Origin of the sequence: Oceanimonas sp. AH20CE76 (assembly GCF_039654065.1) — a bacterium.
Lineage (GTDB): Bacteria > Pseudomonadota > Gammaproteobacteria > Enterobacterales > Aeromonadaceae > Oceanimonas > Oceanimonas smirnovii.
Genome location: NZ_CP155481.1, coordinates 2,575,705 through 2,596,171 on the forward strand (window position 1 = coordinate 2,575,705; position 20,467 = coordinate 2,596,171).

The 20,467-nt window shown below is 57.0% G+C and carries 17 protein-coding genes and 2 tRNA genes; 8 read left to right on the plus strand and 11 right to left on the minus strand.

Features of this window, described 5'->3' with window-relative positions; translation table 11 throughout:
• Positions 1-11: 11 nt before the first annotated feature.
• From miaA to N2M06_RS12600, 5 genes are read right to left on the minus strand one after another with little or no spacing between them, the layout of a single operon-like run.
• A complete protein-coding gene (miaA, locus tag N2M06_RS12580) occupies positions 12-953 on the minus strand; it encodes a tRNA (adenosine(37)-N6)-dimethylallyltransferase MiaA (RefSeq protein ID WP_019935303.1) in 942 nt (313 codons plus the stop codon).
• Positions 943-2,727 (minus strand): DNA mismatch repair endonuclease MutL, encoded by a 1,785-nt coding sequence (gene mutL, locus N2M06_RS12585; RefSeq protein WP_346350928.1) that lies wholly within the window; start codon positions 2,725-2,727, stop codon positions 943-945. The genes miaA and mutL overlap by 11 nt, the downstream gene beginning before the upstream one ends.
• A 2-nt stretch (positions 2,728-2,729) precedes the next feature.
• Positions 2,730-4,046: an N-acetylmuramoyl-L-alanine amidase gene (locus N2M06_RS12590; protein WP_026344868.1), complete on the minus strand. Its 1,317-nt coding sequence runs from the start codon at positions 4,044-4,046 to the stop codon at positions 2,730-2,732.
• A complete protein-coding gene (gene tsaE / locus N2M06_RS12595) occupies positions 4,046-4,507 on the minus strand; it encodes a tRNA (adenosine(37)-N6)-threonylcarbamoyltransferase complex ATPase subunit type 1 TsaE (protein WP_211212446.1) in 462 nt (153 codons plus the stop codon). The genes N2M06_RS12590 and tsaE overlap by 1 nt, the downstream gene beginning before the upstream one ends.
• Positions 4,473-5,984, minus strand: coding sequence for an NAD(P)H-hydrate dehydratase (locus tag N2M06_RS12600; RefSeq protein WP_346350929.1), 1,512 nt, complete (start codon positions 5,982-5,984; stop codon positions 4,473-4,475). Before N2M06_RS12600 ends, tsaE begins: the two co-directional genes overlap by 35 nt.
• Between N2M06_RS12600 and queG the strand changes: the two genes are divergently transcribed.
• Positions 5,983-7,110, plus strand: coding sequence for a tRNA epoxyqueuosine(34) reductase QueG (gene queG, locus N2M06_RS12605; RefSeq protein WP_346350930.1), 1,128 nt, complete (start codon positions 5,983-5,985; stop codon positions 7,108-7,110). The two genes, N2M06_RS12600 and queG, sit on opposite strands and share 2 nt — an antisense overlap.
• 89 nt (positions 7,111-7,199) lie before the next feature.
• Here queG and N2M06_RS12610 read toward each other — a convergent pair.
• The 3 genes from N2M06_RS12610 to orn all read right to left on the minus strand — a co-directional run bounded on the left by N2M06_RS12610 (position 7,200) and on the right by orn (position 8,287).
• Positions 7,200-7,275: transfer RNA gene (locus N2M06_RS12610), tRNA-Gly, on the minus strand.
• Between the two features lie 136 nt (positions 7,276-7,411).
• Positions 7,412-7,487: transfer RNA gene (locus N2M06_RS12615), tRNA-Gly, on the minus strand.
• 254 nt (positions 7,488-7,741) lie between these two features.
• Positions 7,742-8,287: an oligoribonuclease gene (gene orn, locus N2M06_RS12620; RefSeq protein ID WP_317075867.1), complete on the minus strand. Its 546-nt coding sequence runs from the start codon at positions 8,285-8,287 to the stop codon at positions 7,742-7,744.
• 90 nt (positions 8,288-8,377) lie between these two features.
• Between orn and rsgA the strand changes: the two genes are divergently transcribed.
• Genes rsgA through N2M06_RS12640 form a run of 4 tightly spaced genes read left to right on the plus strand, consistent with a single transcriptional unit; the run spans position 8,378 to position 14,139 of the window.
• Positions 8,378-9,412: a small ribosomal subunit biogenesis GTPase RsgA gene (gene rsgA, locus N2M06_RS12625; protein WP_019935296.1), complete on the plus strand. Its 1,035-nt coding sequence runs from the start codon at positions 8,378-8,380 to the stop codon at positions 9,410-9,412.
• A gap of 15 nt (positions 9,413-9,427) precedes the next feature.
• Complete coding sequence (asd, locus tag N2M06_RS12630) at positions 9,428-10,288, plus strand: archaetidylserine decarboxylase (protein WP_346350931.1); 861 nt, start codon at positions 9,428-9,430, stop codon at positions 10,286-10,288.
• A 29-nt stretch (positions 10,289-10,317) separates the two neighbouring features.
• A complete protein-coding gene (gene mscM, locus N2M06_RS12635; RefSeq protein WP_346350932.1) occupies positions 10,318-13,638 on the plus strand; it encodes a miniconductance mechanosensitive channel MscM in 3,321 nt (1,106 codons plus the stop codon).
• 9 nt (positions 13,639-13,647) lie between these two features.
• Positions 13,648-14,139: a DUF4136 domain-containing protein gene (locus N2M06_RS12640; protein ID WP_346350933.1), complete on the plus strand. Its 492-nt coding sequence runs from the start codon at positions 13,648-13,650 to the stop codon at positions 14,137-14,139.
• Positions 14,140-14,264: 125 nt separating this feature from the next.
• On the opposite strand, the gene epmA is transcribed toward N2M06_RS12640, so the two are convergent.
• Entirely contained in the window at positions 14,265-15,239 is a 975-nt protein-coding gene (gene epmA, locus N2M06_RS12645) for an elongation factor P--(R)-beta-lysine ligase (RefSeq protein ID WP_346350934.1), read from the minus strand.
• A 38-nt stretch (positions 15,240-15,277) separates the two neighbouring features.
• Positions 15,278-15,694 (minus strand): VOC family protein, encoded by a 417-nt coding sequence (locus tag N2M06_RS12650; RefSeq protein WP_317075861.1) that lies wholly within the window; start codon positions 15,692-15,694, stop codon positions 15,278-15,280.
• Positions 15,695-16,008: 314 nt separating this feature from the next.
• Between N2M06_RS12650 and N2M06_RS12655 the strand changes: the two genes are divergently transcribed.
• Positions 16,009-17,052 carry a GMP reductase gene (locus N2M06_RS12655; RefSeq protein WP_019935290.1) on the plus strand — a complete coding sequence of 348 codons (1,044 nt, stop codon included), beginning with the start codon at positions 16,009-16,011 and terminating at the stop codon, positions 17,050-17,052.
• Positions 17,053-17,339: 287 nt separating this feature from the next.
• A complete protein-coding gene (locus tag N2M06_RS12660) occupies positions 17,340-18,749 on the plus strand; it encodes an IS4 family transposase (RefSeq protein WP_346350935.1) in 1,410 nt (469 codons plus the stop codon).
• An 83-nt stretch (positions 18,750-18,832) separates the two neighbouring features.
• On the opposite strand, the gene efp is transcribed toward N2M06_RS12660, so the two are convergent.
• Complete coding sequence (gene efp / locus N2M06_RS12665; RefSeq protein ID WP_019935289.1) at positions 18,833-19,399, minus strand: elongation factor P; 567 nt, start codon at positions 19,397-19,399, stop codon at positions 18,833-18,835.
• Positions 19,400-19,440: 41 nt separating this feature from the next.
• On the opposite strand from efp, the gene epmB reads away from it, so the two are divergent.
• Positions 19,441-20,460 carry an EF-P beta-lysylation protein EpmB gene (epmB, locus tag N2M06_RS12670; RefSeq protein WP_346350936.1) on the plus strand — a complete coding sequence of 340 codons (1,020 nt, stop codon included), beginning with the start codon at positions 19,441-19,443 and terminating at the stop codon, positions 20,458-20,460.
• The last annotated feature ends 7 nt before the right edge of the window (positions 20,461-20,467 follow it).

Below are 20,467 nucleotides of genomic sequence, written 5' to 3' on the forward strand. Positions count from 1 at the left end.
GTGGAAATTTATTATTGTTTTACTGACTGGGCCAGTATTACCTGCTCAATCAGTTGCCGTCCGGCGTCCTTGTCGTCGGTATCGAGCCAGGTCAGCTCAGGCCAGCCCCGCAGCCAGGTCAGCTGTCGCTTGGCCAGCTGACGGGTGGCGGCAATACCACGCTGTACCATTTCATCATAGCCAACATTACCGGCCAGGTAATCCCACATTTGCCGGTAGCCTACGCAGCGAACAGACGGCAGCTCGGTGTGCAGATCTCCCCGCTCATATAATGCCCGCACTTCCTGCTCAAATCCCTGGTTCAGCATCAGCTCAAAGCGCTCGGCAATGCGGCGGTGTAACGTGGCACGCTCAGCCGGTGCAATCGCAAACTGTAACACTTTGTAAGGCAAGGGATCACCCTTGCTTTGGGTTAATTCTGTGAGCGTTTTACCGGAAATTCGAAAAACCTCCAATGCTCTGGACAGGCGCTGAGGATCGTTGGGATGAATACGCGCCGCCGAGACAGGATCGATTTGGGCAAGCTCATGATGCAATGCCGTCCAGCCCCGCGCGGCAGCATCACTTTCTATGCCGGCACGCACTGCAGAGTCTGCCGAAGGCAAGGGGGACAATCCTTCCAGCAGCGCCTTGAAATACAGCATGGTGCCGCCTACCAGCAGCGGAATACGCCCGGCCTGAGTCACCTCCGCCATGGCAGCCAGGGCGTCGCGACGAAAATCAGCGGCAGAGTAGGCATCCAGCGGATCAATCAGATCAATCAGCCGGTGCGGCGTGATAGCCTGCTCTTCTGCAGTAGGCTTGGCGGTGCCGATATCCATGCCTTTATAGACCAGCGCCGAATCGACGCTGATCACCTCGCAAGGCAATGCCCGGCACAGCTCGGTGGCCAGACCGGTTTTACCCGAGGCAGTTGGCCCCATCAGGAATATTGCCAGGGGCTTAGTGCCCATATGTCCACCTGTTAAGTTGCTCAGTAACATCCACCGGACACATAAATTCCGGTAATGGATCAGCCAGTTCAGGCAGCAGCTGCTGCCACAACGCCGTGGCTTTTTGCCAGTTCCATTCGTTATCGGCAATGGCCTGCTGCGCCAGCCACTGACACAAGGCCTGCGGCTGACTGGCCGTTTCCTGCTCCAGCCGAGCCAGCAGCTCGGGAAACAAGCGGGCCAGATCCGCATGACGCAGAGGTTGTGGCACCCGGACGAGAATAATGGTGTCACCGGGGCCGCTTTTCAACTCCAGCCCCAGCTTTTGCAGCAGCGCCTGATGAGCATGAGTCTGTGCTTTTTGCTCCGTGCTCAGCGCCAGTCGTATTGGCAGCAACAGAGGCTGAGGCGTCAGTCCTTGTTGCCAGACAGCAAAAAGGGATCGCCCATTAAGCCAGGCCTGGGCCAGATTCAGTTCACACAGCCATAGCTGCTTCCGGTAAAACACCACCAGTGCCCGCTGCTGCTCCAATGTCAGTGGCATAGCATCTGCTGGGGTTTCTGTAGATACCGGTACAGACGTATCGTCACGGGGCAGCGTGGTCAGCAGGCTGTCAAGCCCCTGCCACTGCTGGCGGCTCAGACCACTGTCACTGCGCTCGGTTTGCCGGCCGTAGCCATGACTTGCAGGTGTATAGCGGGGGGCCGGCGACACTGCAGCTTCATCATACTGAGCGTCGTAGCTGGCATCGGGTTCACCGGAAAAGCCTTGCTGCGGCTCTGCAGCCGGTGCGCTGTGCTCCTGCTCCAGGGTTTGCTGCAGCACCTGAAAAATAAAGTCATGCACCAGCCGGGCCTGATGAAACCGCACCTCATGTTTGGCCGGGTGCACGTTGACATCCACTTCGTGAGCGTCCAGCTCCAGATAGAGCACAAAAGCAGCATGACCTTCGGGCGGCAGTCTGTCTCCATAGGCCTGACGCACCGCATGATTAAACAACTTGTCACGCATCATGCGGCCGTTCACATAGGTATACTGCAAATCAGGCTGGTTGCGGGCCGCAGACGGTGGTGCCAGCCAGCCCCACAGCCGCAAACCATGATGCTCGCTGTCAAATTTAAGCGCCGGCCCCACAAAAGCCTGGCCACACACCGCTGCCAGCCGTTTGTCATGCTGTGACGGCAACTTGCCGGAGCGGTACTGACGCACCGGCTTGCCATTGTGGCGCAGTGTCATATTCACATCAAAGCGACTGAGCGCAATACGCCGCAACACTTCATCGATATGACCAAACTCGGTTTTCTCGGTACGCAGAAAGCGCCGGCGGGCCGGCGTATTAAAGAACAGATCACTTACCTCTACCGTGGTGCCCTGAGGGTGAGAGGCCGGCTGCAGCTGCACCGCCATATCACGGCCTTCTGCCATGGCCTGCCAGGCTTCTTCCTGAGCCGCGGTGCGGGACGTCAGCAACAGCCTTGATACCGAACTGATTGACGCCAGTGCCTCACCGCGAAAGCCCAGGCTGACAATGGCCTCCAGGTCGTCAAGGGTGCTGACCTTGGAAGTAGCATGGCGTGACAAGGCCAGGGTGAGTTCGTCTTTGCCGATACCACAGCCGTTATCACGAATACGGATCAGCTTGGCCCCGCCTTTTTCAATATCTACCTCAATGCGGGTAGCCCCCGCATCCAGGCTGTTTTCCACCAGCTCTTTCACCACAGAGGCCGGCCGCTCCACCACTTCACCGGCGGCAATCTGATTGGCAAGACGGGCCGGTAATATTTGTATTGCCATTTTTAACTACCCGGAATATTCAGCACCTGCCCTACCCGTACCACATCGGTATTTAGATCGTTGTGACCCTTGATGCGGCTGACCGAGACGCCATACCGGCGGGCGATGATCGACAGGCTTTCACCGCTTTTTACCGTATGGCGAATGGATGAGCCCGGTGCCGCCTTGGCCGCCATCATGGTGCCGTTGGGCGGGTTTTGCCGATAATAGGATTTAACGCCATTGAGCAGCGCCTGCGCAATTTTTTGCTGATGGGACGACGTCAGCAATAACTGCTCTTCATGGGGGTTCGAAATAAACCCGGCTTCAATCAGCAAAGACGGTATATCCGGCGACTTGAGCACCGCCAGGCTGGCGTGTTCGGGCTTGCGTTTATGCAGGCGCACCACCTTGGCCATTTCCGCCAATATGTGTTCACTGATGGCATAACTATCGGCGCGGGAGCGGTCCATGGACAGATCAAGAAAGGTGCGGGTGAGATAAGGATTTCCATCGGTCTGGGAAATCACTTCCCCCACACCGCCCAGCAGCTCGGACTGACGCTCCTGTTTTTCCAGCCAGCCGGCCATTTCCCGGTTGGCGCGGTTGGATGACAGCAACCAGACCGATGCGCCACGAGGGCCCTGATTTGCCACGCTGTCGGCATGAATGGACAGCAGCAGATCGGCTCGGGCCTTGCGGGCAATTTCGGAACGCTGGTTCAGGTTCACATAATAGTCACCGGTGCGGGTCAGTACTGCACGCATGCCCGGCTCCTTGTTGATAAGATCCGCCAGCTTGCGGGAGATAGCCAGGGTAATGTGCTTCTCATGGTTCTTTTTGGGGCCAACCGCACCGGGATCTTCACCGCCGTGGCCGGCATCTATGGCCACCACCAGCTCACGCAAGCCCGCCGGAGCCATTTTACGCTCAGGAGGCTCGGGCTTTCTGCTTTGATCCTGATACGGCAAGTCGATCACCAGCCGGTGTCCGTAGTTACCGGCGGGAGCCAGCGGAAACACCACCGGGCTGGCTGATGACGTCAGCTCAAATACCAGCCGGTAACTGCCCGCCCTGGGCGGCTTGCTATCGCGAATCCGGGTGATCAGCTCACTGCTGTTTTTAATGGCAGAAAAGTTTACCCGGTTCTGTGTTTGCTCCAGATCCACCACCAGCCGGTGCGGACCATTCAGCATAAAATGATCAAAACGGGGGCTGGCCTGCATATCAAGCACAATGCGGGTATTGTTCGGTGACGGCCAGATACGAATACCTTCCAGCTGATTGGCCCAGACACTGACAGAGCAAAGTACCAGAAACAGCGTCAGCAGGGTTCTCATCATGATACCGCCTTGAGCACGGCGCGGCCGGTGTCGGTATGGGCAGTTAGCATTGCCACACGGCCATCACCGTCATAGCTGAGAGTAATATCCAGATCGGCCTGAGGCAGCATCCCTGCGCCCCGCTCCGGCCACTCCACCAGACACAGGCTGTTGCCGGTAAAGTAATCACGAATGCCCATGTACTCCAGCTCTTCCGGATCCGCCAGACGATAGAGATCAAAATGATAGACGGCACGTTCACCGCACTGATAAGGCTCCACCAGAGTGTAAGTAGGACTTTTTACCTTGCCGGTATGCCCCAGCGCCTGAATCACTCCCCGGCTGAAGGTTGTTTTTCCCGCTCCCAGTTCACCATGCAGAAAAATGACACAGGCAGTATCACTGCTTTGGGCAAGGGCCTTGCCCAAAGCCAGAGTGGCGGCCTCATCGGCCAGTGTCAGGCTTATTGTTGTCATAATCATCCGTTTGATTGATAAGGCTTCTTACAGGGTAAAGCAAATCTGATGCCAGCATGCCGGTCATGCCCTGTGCGGCGGCCATGTCGCCGGCACAGGCATGCAGACATACCCCCAGACGGGCGGCACTTTCCGGCGCAAGCCCCTGGGCCAGAAAAGCGCCGATTATACCAGATAACAGGTCTCCCATACCCCCCGATGCCATGCCCGGATTACCATGAGGGCACAGTGCTGTGCCACTGGGGCCGGCAATCAGGGTTCCTACTCCTTTCAGGACCACAACGGCTCCGGTTTGTTCCCGCAGCTCTTGCACCGCCGCCAATCGGTTGGTTTCTATTTCAGCAGCCGTACACCCCAGCAAAGCGGCGGCCTCACCGGAGTGAGGGGTTAATACTGCCTGTACCGGTGCTTTGCCCTGCAGCAAATGCAGGGCATCGGCATCGATCACCATGGGTTTGCCGGCATTCAGCGCTGCCGTCATCAATGCCCGGCTCCAGTCATTGCGGCCAAGCCCCGGGCCTGTCACCAGCGCATCACACCAATGCCACTGGCTAAACTCCGGAAAGGTGGCGGTCATCAGCTCGGGCCGGGTCAGGTTCAGCCAGTGCACATGGCTGGCATGGCTCACCAGCCGCACCAGACCGGTGCCACAGCGCAGCGCCGCTTCACCGGCTAGGCGAATAGCTCCGCTCATACCGGCATAACCGCCAGCCACCAGCAAGCGGCCGGTTTCTCCTTTGTGCGCTCCCCGGCGGCGCGCTGGCAGTGCCTTTCGCTGGGTATGCCAGTGTAACAGTTCAACAACCGGCATTGACGGCAGCCGGTGCTGAATACCCAGGTCCGCCAGGCAAACATGTCCGCACACGTCTGGTCCGCGCCCGGTCAGCAGGCCGGTTTTCAGACCCACAAAGCTGATGGTGGTATGAGCGGATACCGCCTCGGCAGGAATACAGCCGGTGCCGGCACACAGACCGGATGGCACATCCATGGCCAGCACGGGCACATTCAGCCGGTTAATGGCCGCAATATGCTGCAGGGCTACGCCCCTGGGCGTGCCGCTGAGGCCGGTGCCGAGCAAGGCGTCGATCACCAGATCGGGTGTTCCCTGCAGCGCCCCCAGCTGCTCGATGGCTCCGCCGTCAGCCCGGTAATGATCCCGCGCGGTGGCGGCATCTCCGCTGAGGGCTTCGGCATCGCCCATCTGCACCAGCTGCACATGAATGCCGGCGGCACGGGCCAGCCGGGCCACCACATAACCATCACCGCCGTTATTACCACCACCACAAAATACCCACCAGTGCCGGGCCTGAGGCCATTGCCGGCGGGCCAGTTCAAAGGCCGCCAGCCCGGCCCGGGACATCAGCTCAAACATGGCCATGCCCATGGCGGCAGCCGCCTGACGCTCTCCTTGTTGGATCTGCTCCGGCAGCCAGAGCCCTTGTGTTAGAATATGGGGCTTTTCCAGACCGGTAATGCTCATGACCACTCCCGACTTAGATGCATTGGCTCACGATATCAAGCTCTGGGCAGCAGAGCTAGGCTTTGACCAGGCCGGCATTACCGGGACCGATTTGTCCGGTGAAGAGCCCCTGCTCGGCAGCTGGCTGGCAAAGGGCTATCACGGTGACATGGAGTATATGGAGCGCCATGGCATGATGCGCGCCCGCCCCCATGAGCTGCTGCCGGGCACTCTGCGGGTAATTTCGGTACGCATGAGTTATTTGCCCGAGCACGCTGCCATCGCCCATGTTCTGAGCGATCCTGAGAAAGGTTACATCAGCCGTTACGCCCTTGGCCGGGATTATCACAAGGTATTACGTAACCGGCTAAAAAAACTGGCAGAAAAAATTCAGAGCCGGGCAGAGCAGCTGGTGGCCCGTCCCTTTGTCGACTCGGCCCCGGTGCTGGAGCGGCCGCTGGCAGCCAATGCTGGTCTGGGCTGGACCGGCAAACATTCGCTGCTGATCAACCGGGAGCAGGGCTCTTTTTTCTTTCTGGGCGAGCTGCTGGTAAATTTGCCGCTGCCGGTAGACTCGCCGGTGGAAGAAGGCTGCGGCAATTGTGTGGCCTGCCTGACCATTTGCCCTACCCAGGCCATTGTAGAGCCCTATGTAGTGGATGCCCGCCGCTGTATTTCCTACCTCACCATTGAACTGGACGGCCCCATTCCGCAAGAGTTTCGCCCCTTGATGGGCAACCGCATCTACGGCTGTGACGACTGCCAGTTAATCTGCCCCTGGAACCGCTTTGCCGGCGCCAGCCAGGAGCCGGACTTTGCGCCCAGGAAGCAGCTGCATGCGCCACAACTGCTGGAGCTGTTCAGCTGGAACGAAACCCATTTTCTGAAAGTAACCGAAGGCAGCCCCATTCGCCGTATTGGTCATCGCCGCTGGCTGCGCAATATTGCCGTGGCACTGGGCAATGCGCCCGCCAGCCCCATGGTGGTGCAGGCGCTCAAAGAAAAGCGTGATAACGTGGACGATATGGTGCGCGAGCACATTGACTGGGCACTGGCGCAGCAGAGCGGCAAGCTGGAACAGCAAAACCGAAAAACCGCCCGCCTTATTCGCGCCGTGGATAAAGGTATGTCTGCGCATGCGCGCTGATAGCACGATACGAAGCCGCAGCAGGCTTATACGCGAATTATGCAGGCTCAGAAAAGCAAAAAGCCGACTATGAAGTCGGCTTTTTAATTTGGAGCGGGAAACGAGATTCGAACTCGCGACCCCAACCTTGGCAAGGTTGTGCTCTACCAGCTGAGCTATTCCCGCATAAAACTTTTAACTTTTGCATGGAGCCGCGGCGCGACCCTCATCAACGTCAGCAAGATCAAGCTCTATAAGCTGAGCTATTCCCGTGGATTTTAACTTGCTTCAAACACCGGTCTGGTAACCCGTGCTTTAAATTTGGAGCGGGAAACGAGATTCGAACTCGCGACCCCAACCTTGGCAAGGTTGTGCTCTACCAGCTGAGCTATTCCCGCGTAATACTTTTAACTGGTGCATGGAGCCGCGACGCGACCCTCATCAACTTCAGCAAGGTTAAGCTCAATATCAGCTGAGCTATTCCTGCGCTGACTGTATTCAGTCTGTTGTAACCAGTGGCTTGCTTCGCAATTCCTCTTGGCTACGGGAGGCGTAGTATAAGCACGAACCGATCGAATGCAAGCCTTTTTTAAAGCAGGTTAGCCGTTTGCTGAAATTGTCGCCAAACGACTAAAATTTGGCTGTTTTGCGTTTAAATGGTAAACACATGCCGGCGGTAGAACTGCAGTTCGGCAATGGACTCACGAATATCGTCCAGGGCCTGATGACTGCCTTTTTTGGTAAATTGCTCCAGCAGTTCCGGTTTCCAGCGGCGTACCAGCTCTTTTACCGTGCTCACATCCACATTGCGGTAGTGAAAAAAGGCTTCCAGCGCCGGCATGTGCCGCACCATAAAACGCCTGTCCTGACCGATGGAGTTACCACACAGGGGCGAGCTGCCTTCCGGCACCCACTGACGCAAAAACGCCAGCGTCTGTTTCACTGCTTCATCTTCAGTAATGGTGCTGGCCTGCACTCTGGCCACCAGGCCCGAGCCGGTATGAGTGTTCACGTTCCACTCGTCCATTTTGCCAAGCTCGGCTTCGCTCTGGTGAATAGCCAGCACAGGCCCTTCTGCCAGAATATTGAGATCCTTATCAGTCACTATGCTGGCAATTTCAATCACTCTGTGTTCATCGGGATCAAGGCCGGTCATTTCCAGATCGATCCATACCAGGTTTTCTGCACTTTGCGTCATGGTTTGCGTTCCTGCGGCTTGGCAAATAAGGACAAGGTTGAACGGGAAAGTGTATCATAGCCGGCAGTAAAAACAGGTTCGAGGAACAGCGTGACCAAGAAGAAACGTCTGAGTAAAGGCCAGAAGCGCCGCGTTAGCGATAACCACAGCCGCCGCCTGAAAAAACAGCAGTCCGAAGTCATTGACGACACCCAGCTGGGTGCCCCGCAGGAAGGGGTGGTGATCAGCCGCTTTGGTCAGCATGCTGACATTGAAGACAGTGACGGTAACATTCATCGCTGCAATCTGCGCCGCACCCTGGGCTCGCTGGTAACCGGAGACCATGTGGTATGGCGGCCCGGCACAGAGGCCTTGCAGGGCATCAGCGGCGTGGTGGAAGCAGTACACCCGCGCACCACAGTGCTCACCCGCCCTGACTATTACGACGGCATCAAACCGGTAGCGGCCAATATCGATCAGATAGTAGTGGTATCTGCGGTGCTGCCGGAGCTGAGCTGCCATATCATCGACCGCTATCTGGTGGCCGCCGAAGACGTGGAAATGCCACCCATGCTGGTGCTCAACAAGGTGGACCTGCTGAGCGACGAACAGCGCCGTGACGCTGAGCGCGATTTGCAGCGCTACCGCGACATTGGCTACCGGGTGCTGCTGGTGAGCTGTGACACCGGTGAAGGCCTGAATGAACTGCAACAGGCACTGAGCAGCCACACCAGTATTTTTGTGGGTCAGTCCGGTGTGGGCAAGTCGTCGCTGGTAAACGCCATCATGCCTGAGGTGGAAGCACAAACCGGTGCCGTATCCGATAACTCCGGTCTGGGTCAGCACACTACCACCACGGCCCGGCTCTATCATTTTGCCACCGGCGGCTCACTTATCGACTCTCCCGGCATTCGCGAGTTTTCTCTCTGGCATCTGGCTCCCGAGCGGGTGGCCTGGTGTTTTCGTGAGTTTCGCGATTATCTGGGCGGCTGCCGCTTTCGCGACTGCAAGCACGGCAGCGATCCGGGCTGCCTGCTGCAGCAGGCTGCGGCCGAGGGCCGTATTCATGCAGAGCGGCTGGACAGCTATCACCGCATTATGGATGCCATGGCCGACAAGCCTGATCGCTATCACCCCAATTCCTGACGGTACTCAATCACAATGAAAGATCATCTGAAAATTCTGCTGCAATACCTGTTACCCAAGCACGCTCTGTCACGCCTGGTGGGCAAACTCGCCGCCGCCGAGGCCGGTGCTCTGACCCAGTGGCTGATCAAACAATTTATTCGCCGCTATAAGGTGGACATGAGCGAAGCTGCTTACAGCGAGCCGGAACACTATAAAAGCTTTAATGAATTTTTTACCCGCCCGCTGAAAGAAGACGCGCGCCCTTTGGTACCGGGCGACGAGGTGCTGGCCATGCCGGTAGACGGTGCCATCAGCCAGCTGGCACCCATTGAGCAGGGCCGTATTATTCAGGCCAAGGGCCATGACTTCAGTGCCCGCACCCTGCTCGGTGGCGACAAGGCGCTGGCTGCGCCCTTTATGAACGGTGACTTTGCCACCATTTATCTGGCTCCCAAAGACTATCACCGCATTCATATGCCGCTGGACGGCGTGCTCAAGACCATGGTGTATGTGCCCGGCGAACTGTTTTCGGTCAACCCGCTCACCGCTTCTCGCGTACCGGAGCTGTTTGCCCGCAACGAGCGGGTGGCGTGTATTTTTGATACCAGCGCCGGCCCTATGGCCATGGTGCTGGTGGGGGCCACCATAGTGGCCAGCATTGAAACCGTCTGGGCCGGCACCGTGACGCCGCCGCCGGGCAAACGAGTGCAACGCTGGGACTATAATGCTGATACGGCTCCGCGCCTGGCCAAAGGTGATGAAATGGGCCGGTTCAAGCTGGGCAGCACGGTAGTGTGTTTATTCGGGCCAGATGCCGTCACGCTGAGTGAAACACTCACTCCCGGCACCAGCACCCGCATGGGCACCGAGTTCGGTCGTCTTGTTCAACCCTGATTAATCCAGCCCCGCTGAGAGAGGTTGCCGTGTTTGCCCCTGTACTGCTGTTTTTTATGCTGTTGTTGCTGCCGGCCCCGGTGCCGGCAGATCAAAGCGTAGCCGATATAGAAGCCTTGCTGAAGGAAGTTCCGGAAGGAGACAAGCCTGAGCTGCAAAAGCTGCGCGACAGTTATAATCAGGCGCTGCAGCTGGTACGGGAAGGAGAGCGCTACCGCAGTCAGACCGACAGCCTGCGCCAGTTTATGGAAGAATATCCGGCGGCACTGAAAAAACTGGAGCAACAAAAAGCCGGACTTAAAGGCACCTCCACCGAAAATATTCCGCTGCTCGACGGCGTGGATCTGGATCAGGCGCTGGTAGATGCTCAGGCCCGCCGGCTTGAGCTGCGCCGCCAGCGGGAAGAGCTGACCAACACCCTGAACCTGCAGGAGCTGAGCAATAGTGGCGTTCACAGTCAGCTCGACGAACTGCGCCAGCAGCTACGCCAGACTCAGCAAAATCTGGATCAGCAGCAATTTACCGAAAACCCTAGCCGCCAGCAAAATGCTAACCGCATTCTCAGCATGGTTCGCGAGCAGGCACTACAGCGGCGTATTCAGATGCTGGAGCTGGAGCAGCTGTCGGCGGGTAACCGGGATACTCTCAACAAGCTGCGGCTGGACATACTGCAATTCCGGCTGACCGATCTCGACAATTACATAGATGCCCTGCAAAACCGGCAGAATGAGTTGCGCCGGGCTACTACGGAAGCCGCCATTGCTGAAAGCGAACGGTTACTGGACGAAGTAGAAACTGACTCCCCCCTGCTTGCCCGAGAGCAGGAGCGCAATCAGCAGCTTTCCGTTACCCTGGCCGAGCGCAGCCGTACCATAGAGTCTTTACAGCTGGAAAATCAGGCGGTAGAAAGTGCCGTTAACGAACTCAGCACCCTTAAAAACAACCTGAAAGAACAGCTGGAATGGCTGGAAGTGAGCCGCGGTTTTGGTGAGAACCTGCGTAATCGCCTGAGCGAACTGCCCGCTCCCTACCCGCTGCACCAGCTGGAAGCCCGCATCGTGCAGAGCCGGGTAGACAGATATGGCTATCAGGAAGATTTTGATGATCTTGCCAATAACAGCTACCGCAACCGGTTGCTGACCCTGGAGCAGAGCCTGAGCGAAGAGCAGCAATTGTTGCTTGATGAACTGCTCACTACCCGGGCCCGCCTGCTGGAACGGCTGCTGGCGGTTACCGATAATGAAATTCATGAACAAACCCGGCTCAAGGTAGCCTACAGCCGGCAAAATGGTCAGCTGGAAGAAATTCGGGCCCTGACCGAAGAGCGGTTGTTCTGGCTGCCGGATCTGCGCCCGGTAGACAGTAATTTTCCTGCGGCCCTGATGGAAACCCTGGACTGGCTGACCCGTACCGCCACCTGGACCGCCCTGCCCCGCGCGCTGCAGCAGCAGGGAGGAGCGAGCCTGACGCTTTATGGCATCAGCTCCATGGTGGTGCTGTATTTGTGGCTGCTCAGCCGGCGCAGCCTGCGCGATTATCTGGCGCGCATCAGCCCGCGCATCGGTAATGTCACTCAGGACAAATACGGTTACACCTTTAATACCCTGCTGCTGAGTGTGCTTACCGCCCTGCCCATTACCGCGCTGTTGTCTTTGCTGTCTCATGCCATCGACTCACCACTGGCCTCTCCCATTGTGGTGTCCCTGGCCGAAGCGCTGCGGGCGCTGATGCTGCCGGTATTTATTTTGCTGCTCATTGGTAACCTGACCCTGCCCAAGGGCCTGCTGGTGATGCACTTCAATCTTCCCGCCGAGCAGGTACGCCGGGTCTGGCGGCAATTCCGCACTCTGATGCTGAGTTTGCTGCCGATGTTGCTGCTGTTTTACACCGCCCGGGAGTTCAGGGAGTTTTCCCTTTATGACACCCTTGGCCGGCTGGCCTTTATTTACATCAGTGTGATGATCAGCCTGTTTTCCTGGCGGTTATACCGTCAGGACATGCCGCTGCTGGTCTCCGCTCCCAAAAAGGAACACCTGACCCTGGCCAATCATCTGCTGTGGGGGCTGCTGATCACGGCACCGCTGCTGGCCGGTGCCGCTGCCATCATGGGCTATCTGTTTACCGCCCACACTCTGCTGCGCCAGCTGGAAGTCTCGGTGCTGGCCGGGCTGGGCTTTGTGATGGCTTATTATTCGGTTCGCCGCTGGATGCTGCTGCAGCGCCGGCGGCTGGCCTTTGAGCGTGCCAAGGCAAGACGCGCCGAGATCCTGGCTCAGCGCAAGGAGAAAGAGCGGGACGAGCCTCAGGAGACGCCTCCCAGCCCGGAAGCGGAAGCCGCCGCTGTGGCCGAGGTGGATCTGGATGCCATCAGCGCTCAGTCTCTGGGGCTGCTGCGCTCGGTGCTGATGCTGGGCTATATTCTGACCCTGATGTTACTGTGGTCCGAGATCAACACCGCCTTCAGTTTTCTCGACAGCATTGAAGTCTGGCATGTGTCCAGCAGTCTGGCCGGCGAAGATACCCTGGTGCCCATTTCCCTGAAAGATCTGGTGCTTGCCGTTTTTCTGATGGTATTAACCCTGATCACCGCCCGCAACCTGCCGGGGCTGATGGAGCTGAGTGTGCTGCAGCATCTTAATCTGTCACCGGGTACCGGCTTTGCCATTACCACCATTTCCAAATATCTGGTGCTGCTGTTCGGGGCCTTTGCCACCTTTGCCATGCTGGGCATTGACTGGTCCAAGCTGCAATGGCTGGTGGCGGCGCTGTCGGTAGGGCTGGGTTTTGGTCTTCAGGAAATCTTTGCCAACTTTGTGTCGGGCCTGATCATTTTGTTTGAAAAGCCCATTCGAATCGGTGACACCGTTACCATTCGCGATCTCACCGGCACCATTTCCAAAATCAAAACCCGGGCCACCACCATAGTGGACTGGGACAGACGGGAAATTATCGTGCCTAACAAGGCCTTTATTACCGAGCAGTTTGTCAACTGGTCCCTGTCCGATGCCATTACCCGGGTCAAACTCTATGTACGGGTACGGCTCGATGCGGATGTGGAGACGGTGCAGCAGCTGCTGCAGGACGCCATTGCCGAATGCAGCCTGATCCTTGATAACCCGGTGCCTGAAGCCTTTCTGGTGGAGCTGACCGACTCGGCGCTGGTGTATGAAGTACGGGTCTATGTGAACGACATGGGCCACCGCATGCCCATGACCCACGAACTGCACAATTTGCTGCTGGAGCGACTGCGCCGCCACGATATTCGCATTCCGCACCAGCAGGTGGATATTCGCCTGGTGGGAGAGCATGGCCGCACATTCACGACCGCTGATGCCGATAACCCGGCCTGATGGGAGGCAATGATGATAAGAATACTGGCTCTGATATGGCTGCTGAGCGGCTGTGCCGCCCCTTACGATTATTCTGAAGAAGCCGACTTCAGCCGTTTTAACACAGTGGCTCTGAGCCCGGACATGGACACCACCTCGCTGGACGGTGCCCGCATTGCCGATGCTGCCAGGGCATTGTTACCCGTTAGCGGCCTGGCCGTTACAGAAGCACCGCTGGCCTCGTTATGGCTCGACTACCGGCTGGACGAAGAGATGCGCCTGCTGACCACCATGCCCAATATGTTTGGCCGTAATGGCTTCTGGGAGGAAGAGCGGATTTACGGTGCCCGCCGGGAGCTGCATCTGGTGCTGCGACTGACTCAGCCTGACACCGGCAAGGTGGTCTGGACCAGCCGCCACCCCGATGCTTTTCCGAGTGACGGCAGTCGCGGCCGGGACCGCCGGGAGCATATTTATCAGCAGGTTGCCGAGCTGCTCGAGAACTACCCGCCGGCCCCTTAGAGGGGAGCTGTAAGCGATCAGCTGGAAGCTGTAAGCAACACAGCGGTGCTTGCAATCACGGCGCCGTAACTGCGCTCCACACCGACCTGCTTATAGCTGACAGCTTAAAACTTAAAGCTGAAGTTTTACGCTCGGGTGACCGGAAAGGCGATCACCTGCTCCAGCCGGTCTGCTCCCAGCGCCAGCATCATCAGCCGGTCTATGCCCAGCGCCACACCGGCACAGTCGGGCAGGCCAGCCTGCAATGCCGCCAGCAGGTATTCATCCACCGGCTTGACAGCAAGACCCCGCGCCCTGCGCAAATCATTATCCTGCTCAAAGCGGGCGCGCTGCTCGGCCGCATTGGTCAGTTCATGAAACCCATTGGCCAGCTCTATGCCTTTAAAATATACCTCAAAGCGCTCTGCCACCCGGGTATCAGACGGATTAATGCGCGCCAGTGCCGCCTGACTGGCAGGAAAGTCATACACAAAACAGGGCGCTGTCTGGCCAATCACAGGTTCAACCCCAAAGGCAAACAACAGCTGCAGCAGGGTATCGCGATCTTTTTCCTGCGCCAGTAAATCATCAGCTCCCAGCCCCTTGCCGGCCTCACGTAATTCATCAAGCGTCGCGGTCAGCGGGCAGACGCCCAAAATACGCTCAAACACACCGGCATAACTGATACGCTCCGGTACAGCACAACCCAGCACTCCTTGCAGCAGCTCAGCCATTTCATCCATCAGTTTGTGATGATCAAAGCCGGGCCGGTACCACTCCAGCATGGTAAATTCGGGATTATGCAAGCGGCCTGACTCTTCGTTACGGTAAGACTTACAGATTTGGTAGATAGGCCCGCTGCCGGCCGCCAGCAGTCGTTTCATATGAAATTCCGGCGACGTCTGCAGGTAGAGCTGCTGACCCTGTGCCATGCCCGGCCCGACAAAATGAGTGACAAAGTTTTCCAGATGCAGATCCGTCACGCCCGCCGCCGCCATGGTAGGCGTATCTACCTCCAGTACGCCGCGTTTGGCAAAGAAGTCACGGATCCCGGAAAGCAATTCGGCACGCCGGCGCAGCAGGGTGACATCGGCGGTGGGAGACCAGGCAGGTATCGTCATAAAAATGCACTCGGTAAAAATGGCGAGTGTATCCGGAATCAGTCTTGACTGGCAGCCTTTGTATCTCCTTTCAGCTCGATCTGGTTGCCTTCAGGATCAAACAGGTAAATAGACAGCCCTTCTCCCTGAGCACCATAACGCATGGCCGGACGCTCACAGATAGCGCCGGACAAACTAAGGTAATTGAGCAAGGCATCAGGCTCGAAAGGATCGATACGCAAACAGAAATGATCCATATTGGCCCGGCAATGATCCGCCGCTTCTCCTTCGCCCCCAAGAGGACCGCGAATGTCGACCAAATCGATCAGCTGATCGCCGGCTCGCAGCTGATACAGCCCGATATCAGCTTTTTCCCGCTCCAGGGTGCACCCCAGTACCTTGCAGTAAAAATTCAGCATGCGCTGCGGATTACGCACCCGCAACACCAGATGATCCAATCCTGTGATCCTGAACATGACGCCGTCCTCACCCTGTGGTTTTTCCAATAATGACGCAATTTTAACCAGAACAAAAGCCCTTACTCTTCCTGGGTGAGCATTGTTGTCAGCAGCACTTCCCTCGCAAAAGCAACGTCAAACCCCCTGTGAATGGCCAGTGCAGAGCAAAGTAACAAGATGGTTTTGGCCTTGACTGACACTCCCGCAATAAAATATCTGAACTAAAGGTCAGGAATAGTTGCAAAAAAGTTCGTCGTGGCTAGAATGCCTAAAACCGGGGGCCTAAAAAACCCCCGGTTTTTTTGTGCCTGTCATTTACTGAGGTAATACCAATGCGTATCGAAGAAGACTTGAAACTGGGCTTTAGGGATGTGCTGTTTCGCCCCAAGCGCTCCACCCTTAACAGCCGTGCTCAGGTCGAGCTGAACAGGGAGTTCACCTTTAAGCATTCAGGTCGCCGCTGGTCTGGCGTACCGGTGATCGCCGCCAACATGGACACAGTCGCCACTTTTGAAATGGCCCGAGCCCTGGCCCGTCATGACATGCTGACCGCGGTTCACAAACACTACACCGTAGAACAATGGCAGGCCTTTGTTACCGAGTCCGGCACCGATGTGCTTGAGCACGTTATTGTCTCTACCGGCACTTCAGATAAAGACTTTGAAAAACTGCAGCAAATTCTGGCGCTGTCTGATGACCTGGGCTTTATCTGCATTGACGTGGCCAACGGCTACAGCGAGCACTTTGCTTCTTTTGTCTCCCGTGTGCGTGAGCAGTGCCCCAAGCACACCATTATTGCCGGCAACGTGGTGACCGGTGAAATGGTGGAAGAGCTGATCCTGTGCGGTGCCGACATTGTTAAAGTAGGCATTGGCCCCGGCTCAGTGTGCACCACCCGTGTTAAAACCGGCGTGGGCTACCCTCAGCTGTCGGCCATTATCGAGTGTGCCGATGCGGCCCACGGTCTGGGCGGTCAGATCATCGGTGACGGCGGCTGCACCTGCCCCGGCGATGTCGCCAAAGCCTTTGGCGGCGGTGCCGACTTCGTGATGCTGGGCGGTATGCTGGCGGCCCATGAAGAATGCGGTGGCGAGCTGATTGAGCGTGACGGCCAGCAATTTATGAAGTTCTACGGCATGAGCTCTGCCAGCGCCATGGACAAGCACGCCGGCGGTGTAGCCAAATACCGCGCAGCGGAAGGTAAAACCGTTGAACTGGCCTACCGTGGTCCGGTCGACAACACAGTGAACGACGTGCTCGGCGGCGTGCGCTCTACCTGCACCTATGTGGGTGCCCAGCGTCTGAAAGAACTGACCAAGCGCACCACCTTTATTCGCGTGCGCGAGCAGGAAAACAACGTTTACGGCAAAGAATAACAGCTATAAGCGGTAAGCTGTCAGCTGTAAGAAAATCACCGTCATCTGTCAGCAATCGGGCTCATTGTGGCCCGGTTTATACAGGCCTCCGAGCTCACAGGCACGGGAGTCGTGTTTGACTTACAGCTTAAAGCTGATAGCCTGTCTCTTAGTCACAAGTTTTTCTTGACATCAATTGAAAATAAAAGGTTGGCAGTAGTGCACTACGGCCAACCTTTTCCACCTAATGTTATTCTCAAACGCCCTATCACTATGATCTAATGGCATTTTGACTCAAAGAGCGTGCCATGTTTGAAGCCGATCCAACCCAGTGGGCAACATTGATTTTCGGAAATGCCAGGCTGGGTGACCCCCGTCGAACCAGAAGACTGACCAAGATGGCGGCAGACATGGCGGCACGCGCTGACGGCTCTGTTGCCGAGGCTGCGGTCGATCCTGCCAGCATTGAAGGGGCATACCGTTTTATTCGCAACGAGGTGATTTCACCGGACACCATTGCTGACGCCGGGTTTGAACGTACCCTTGCCATTGCCTCAGTGCGCCCGCTGGTGCTGGCGTTACAGGACACCACCGGACTCAGCTACAAGCATGCGGTGCGTGAGGAGCTGGGCGAGGTCAACTCCGCCAGTAACAAGAAAGCCTCAGCCAAAGGCAGAACCCTCTATGCCCATTCCACGCTGATGCTGGATGCCGATAATGAGTGCGTGATTGGGTTGGCTAACCAGTATTACTGGCACCGTGAGCAGAAACAAACCGGAAAAGGTCATCAGCTGCAGTGTCGTGAACGGACTAAAAAAGAAAGCTATAAATGGCAACGCGGTATGGAAACACTGGCCGGCCGAGTTAATGACATGAGCCATATCATCGATGTGTGTGACCGGGAGGCTGATATCTATGAATATCTCGCTTACCAGCAGCAGCATCAACATCGCTTTGTGGTGCGCGCCTCCGATAACCGTAATGTCCTCGACGACGAGACCTCGACAGGCAAACTGCATGATGTGCTGCAGGCACTGAAGCCCGTGGCGTGTTACCAGGTCTATGTGGCTCAGCGAGGTGGACGACCGGCCCGAACCGCCCATGTAGCCTTGAGCTATACCCAGCTGACCATCAAAAAGCCACAACGCGCCAACGCGGAGAAAACCCTGACGTTGAACGTGGTGTACTGTCAGGAAGTCGATCAGGACAGGAAAGACCCATTGCAGTGGATCCTGTATACATCAGAGCCGCTGCCTGATGCCGCAGCCGCCCTGCGTATTGTCCGTTTTTATGAGCTACGCTGGCGAATTGAGGAGTTCCATCGGGTGTGGAAATCCGAAGGCACCAAGGTGGAAGACGTGCGCATGCAGACTCGGGAAAACCTGCGCCGGATAGCGGTGGTGAAAGCGTTCATCGCCGTTCGCTTGATGCAGTTGAAAGAAGTGGCGCAGAATCGGGAAGATGCAAAAGCGGTGAGCTGCGAATGCCTGCTGCCCCCGATTGCATGGCGATTGCTCTGGCGTAAGACAGAGAAGAAGGCAGCCTTCCCGACACATCCCCCTTCGCTGTACTGGGCCTATTATGCTCTGGCCCGACTTGGCCGCTGGCATAACACCGCCAGGAATGGTCGGGTAGGAACGAAAGCGCTATGGAGTGGCTGGTTCACCCTGATGAATTACGTCGAGTCCTATGAGTTGTTCCATGGACTCGACTTGTGACTAAGAGACAGGCTGATAGCTTACAGCTGCTTTACAATAAAAAAGGCGCCCAAAGGCGCCTTTTTTATATGTAAAGCCAAAGCTTATTTTACGCGGGACACGTATTCGCCGGAGCGGGTATCTACACGCAGCACTTCACCGATTTGAATAAACAGCGGCACCCGCACCACGGCACCTGTGCTCAGGGTAGCAGGCTTGCCGCCGGTACCGGCAGTGTCACCTTTCAGGCCCGGATCGGTTTCTACCACTTCCAGCTCAACAAAGTTTGGCGGTGTCACGGAAATGGCAGCGTTATTCCACAGAGTCAGGGTGCATACATCCTGCTCTTTCAGCCACAGCTTGGTATCACCTACCGCCTTTTCATCGGCAGCAATCTGCTCAAATGTATCGTTATTCATGAAATGGTAGAACTCGCCATCGTTATAAAGATAGGCCAGCTCCACGTCCATTACGTCGGCAGCTTCTACGCTGTCGCCGGACTTAAAGGTTTTTTCCAGCACCTTGCCATTGAGCAGGCGGCGAATTTTTACGCGGTTGAAGGCCTGACCTTTGCCGGGCTTAACGAATTCGTTCTCGATAATGGCGCAAGGCTCGCCGTCCAGCATAATCTTGAGACCGGACTTGAATTCATTGGTACTATAAGAGGCCATTTTACCCTCGTAGATTGACAGAGTTGCAGAAAATGCCGGCAATGATACCCCTAAACGCGGGCGAATTACATATTCCCTGGCAAAAAGAGCTGGCCCGCGCCTTTACCAGACCCGAGCAGCTGCTGGACTATCTTGGTCTGGACAACACGCCCTGGCAGGAAGGCTTTGCCGCCCGCAAGTTGTTTTCCATGCGGGTGCCCCGCCCTTTTGCCGACAAAATGCGTCCGGGTGATCCAGACGATCCGCTGCTGCGCCAGGTACTGCCTCTTGTCGATGAGTTCACCGAAGTACCCGGCTTTATTACCGATCCGCTGGATGAGCACGACAGCGCCCTGCCCGGCCTGCTGCATAAATACCGCTCCCGCGTGCTGCTGGTGCTGCGCGGTGGCTGCGCGGTGAACTGCCGCTATTGTTTCCGCCGTCATTTTCCCTATGAAGATAACAGCCCGGGCCAGGGCGGCTGGCAACCGGCGGCAGACTATATTGCAGCTCACCCTGAAATTAACGAGGTGATCCTCTCCGGCGGTGATCCTTTAATGGCCAAGGACGAGCATATTGCCGCCCTGCTGAACGAGCTCGAAACCATACCGCACCTGAAGCGACTGCGTATTCACAGCCGGCTGCCGGTGGTCATACCGGCACGGCTGACCGAGGCCCTGCGTGAGCGGCTGAGCCAAAGCCGGCTGCGGCCAGTACTGGTGCTGCACATTAACCATGCCAACGAAATTGACGATGATCTGGCTGCCCGGCTGCACAGCTGGCAGCGTGCCGGCATCACTCTGCTGAACCAGAGCGTGCTGCTGGCCGGCGTGAATGACAATACCGACACCCTGGAAGCACTGTCGGAACGTCTGTTTGCTGCGGGTGTGCTGCCTTATTACCTGCATCAGCTCGATAAAGTAGCCGGAGCCGCTCATTTTGCCGTGAGCGATGACAAAGCCAGGGCACTGATGGCCGGACTGCTGGCACGACTGCCGGGCTTTCTGGTGCCCCGCCTGGTACGTGAAATTGGCGGTGAAGTCAGCAAAACCCCTATTGATTTAATTCTGCAACCCAGTTAAGGAAACA